The sequence below is a fragment of the Paracoccus shandongensis genome, from assembly GCF_017315735.1.
In the GTDB taxonomy this organism is placed as follows: Bacteria; Pseudomonadota; Alphaproteobacteria; order Rhodobacterales; family Rhodobacteraceae; genus Paracoccus; species Paracoccus shandongensis.
The window spans coordinates 1-2,003 of the sequence record NZ_JAFLRK010000072.1; the positions used below are offsets into that span (position 1 = coordinate 1).

At 68.1% G+C, this 2,003-nt stretch carries 2 protein-coding genes and 1 pseudogene; 1 reads left to right on the forward strand and 2 read right to left on the reverse strand.

What is annotated here, in order from left to right; translation table 11 throughout:
- Positions 1-119: 119 nt before the first annotated feature.
- Positions 120-407, reverse strand: coding sequence for a co-chaperone GroES (locus JX613_RS19600; RefSeq protein ID WP_089386456.1), 288 nt, complete (start codon positions 405-407; stop codon positions 120-122).
- Positions 408-600: 193 nt separating this feature from the next.
- On the opposite strand from JX613_RS19600, the gene JX613_RS19605 reads away from it, so the two are divergent.
- Positions 601-1,608, forward strand: a complete 1,008-nt coding sequence (locus JX613_RS19605; protein ID WP_207103153.1) for a TraB/GumN family protein — start codon at positions 601-603, stop codon at positions 1,606-1,608.
- Here the strand turns inward: JX613_RS19605 and JX613_RS19610 are convergent.
- Positions 1,605-2,003, reverse strand: a pseudogene (locus JX613_RS19610) (hypothetical protein); the annotation flags it as partial. The gene JX613_RS19605 and the pseudogene JX613_RS19610 overlap by 4 nt on opposite strands.

Genomic DNA, 2,003 nt, shown 5'->3' on the forward strand with positions numbered 1-2,003 from the left:
CTTGACCGCATCGGCCAGAATGTTCACGCCCCGCAGCATCCGGTCCCGCGCGTCCGTGTTGAACTTCACTTCTTTCGCAGCCATGTGATTCTCCTGAATTTAAGGGTGAAGGACGCGGATCAGGCGATGACGCCCAGGATGTCGCTTTCCTTCATGATCAGCAGCTCTTCGCCGTCGATCGTGACTTCGGTGCCCGACCATTTGCCGAACAGCACGCGGTCGCCCGCCTTGACCGACGGCGCGATCAGTTCGCCCGAGTCCTTGCGCGCGCCTTCGCCGGTCGAGATGACCTCGCCCTCGGCGGGCTTTTCCTTGGCGCTGTCGGGGATGATCAGCCCGCCCTTGGTCTTTTCGTCCGACTGGACGCGGCGGACCAGGACGCGGTCATGAAGCGGTGTGAATGCCATAGGTGAACACTCCGTGTTTCAGGTTGCAGTGTTGCGTTGTTGGCACTCATCGGCGTTGAGTGCCAATGGCGTTGATCTAGGCCAAGGGACCGGGCCTGTCAACGCCGGGCTGTCGCTAAAATATGTCCCGGCCCCGCTGGTCACGCGGGCGCGGCTGTGCCAGCCTTTCGGCGTCAAGGCGGGGGAAAATCGGATGCGCATGGTTCTGGCGGCAATCCTGGCACTGTGGGCGGGGGCGGCCCCTGCTTCCGAATGCCTGGGCAGCAACCTGTTCGACACCATGCCCACCGACCAGCGGGCGCTGATCGACGCGGCGGTGGCGGGCGTTCCCTATCACCAAGGGCTGCTGTGGCGGGCCAGCAAGGGCGACCAGTCGATCACGCTGGTGGGCACCTATCATTTCGGCGACCCGCGCCACGATCCGATGCTGGCCCGGCTGGAGCCGGTCATCGCCGATGCCGCCCTTGTCCTGGTCGAGGCGGGCCCGGCCGAGGAACGCAGGCTGACCGAGGCGCTGTCCTCGGATCCGACGCTGATGGTCGATCCGACGGGGCCGACGCTGCCCGAACGGCTGAGCGAGCGGGACTGGCAACTGCTGTCGATGGCGATGGCCGAACGCGGCACGCCCGCCGTCGTCACCTCGAAGCTGCGGCCCTGGTATGTGGCGATGATGCTGGGGATCAGCCCCTGCATGATGAAGCAGGTGACGGAAACCGGCGCGCAGGGACTGGACCACCGCCTGGTCGAGCGGGCCGAGGCGCTGGACATCCCCGTCCGCGCGCTGGAGCCCTGGGACACCGTCTTCACCCTGTTCCGCGACCTGACGCCCGATCAGGAGATCGAGATGATCCGCGCCGCGCTGCCCGCCGCGGCCCATGCCGACGATTATGCGGTCACGGTGACGGATGCCTATTTCGCGGGCGACATCTGGGCTATCTGGGAATTCGGGCGCTTCGATGCCTATCGCACCTCGGGCCTGACGCGCGATCAGGTGGATGCGCAGATGGCCTTGGCACAGGAAAGGCTGATGGACGGGCGCAACGAAAGCTGGATCGGCCCCCTGACCCGGGGCGCGCGCGATGCCGCCCGGCAGGGCAAGGGCATCGTCGCGGGCTTCGGCGCGCTGCACCTGCCGGGCGAAGGCGGCGTGCTGCGCCTGCTGGAACGGGACGGCTGGACGATCACCCGGCTGGACGGCTAGCGCCCGCCCAGCACCGACAGGGCCTGTTGCTGCCCGCCCTTGACGAAGGTGATGCGGCTGTTGCCGATATCGGTGATGGTGCCGCCGTTGATCTTGTCGCCAAGCCGCAGGGTCAGCACGCGGCCGTTCGACAGGCGCACCAGGGCGCGGCTGGCCTTGCCCGCGCCAATGGTGCCGATGATCTGGGTGCGGTTGATCTGGATGCCGTCCTCGACGGTGGCGGCCATGCCTGCCGTGGTGGGGGTGCGGCCATCGGGGATATTGGCCGCGACCTCGGGTTCCTCCTCGGCCTCGGGCGGGGCATAGCGTTGCTGGCGGGCGGCGGCGGCACGCGCCTCGGCCTCGGCCTGGGCGCGGGCGCGGGCTTCGGCCTGGGCGCGGGCCTGCGCCTCGGC

Excerpts from the sequence above, each read along its gene's own strand:
- JX613_RS19600 (WP_089386456.1), bottom strand. The coding sequence starts at position 407 with ATGGCATTCACACCGCTTCATGACCGCGTCCTGGTCCGCCGCGTCCAG.
- JX613_RS19605 (WP_207103153.1), top strand. The coding sequence starts at position 601 with ATGCGCATGGTTCTGGCGGCAATCCTGGCACTGTGGGCGGGGGCGGCC.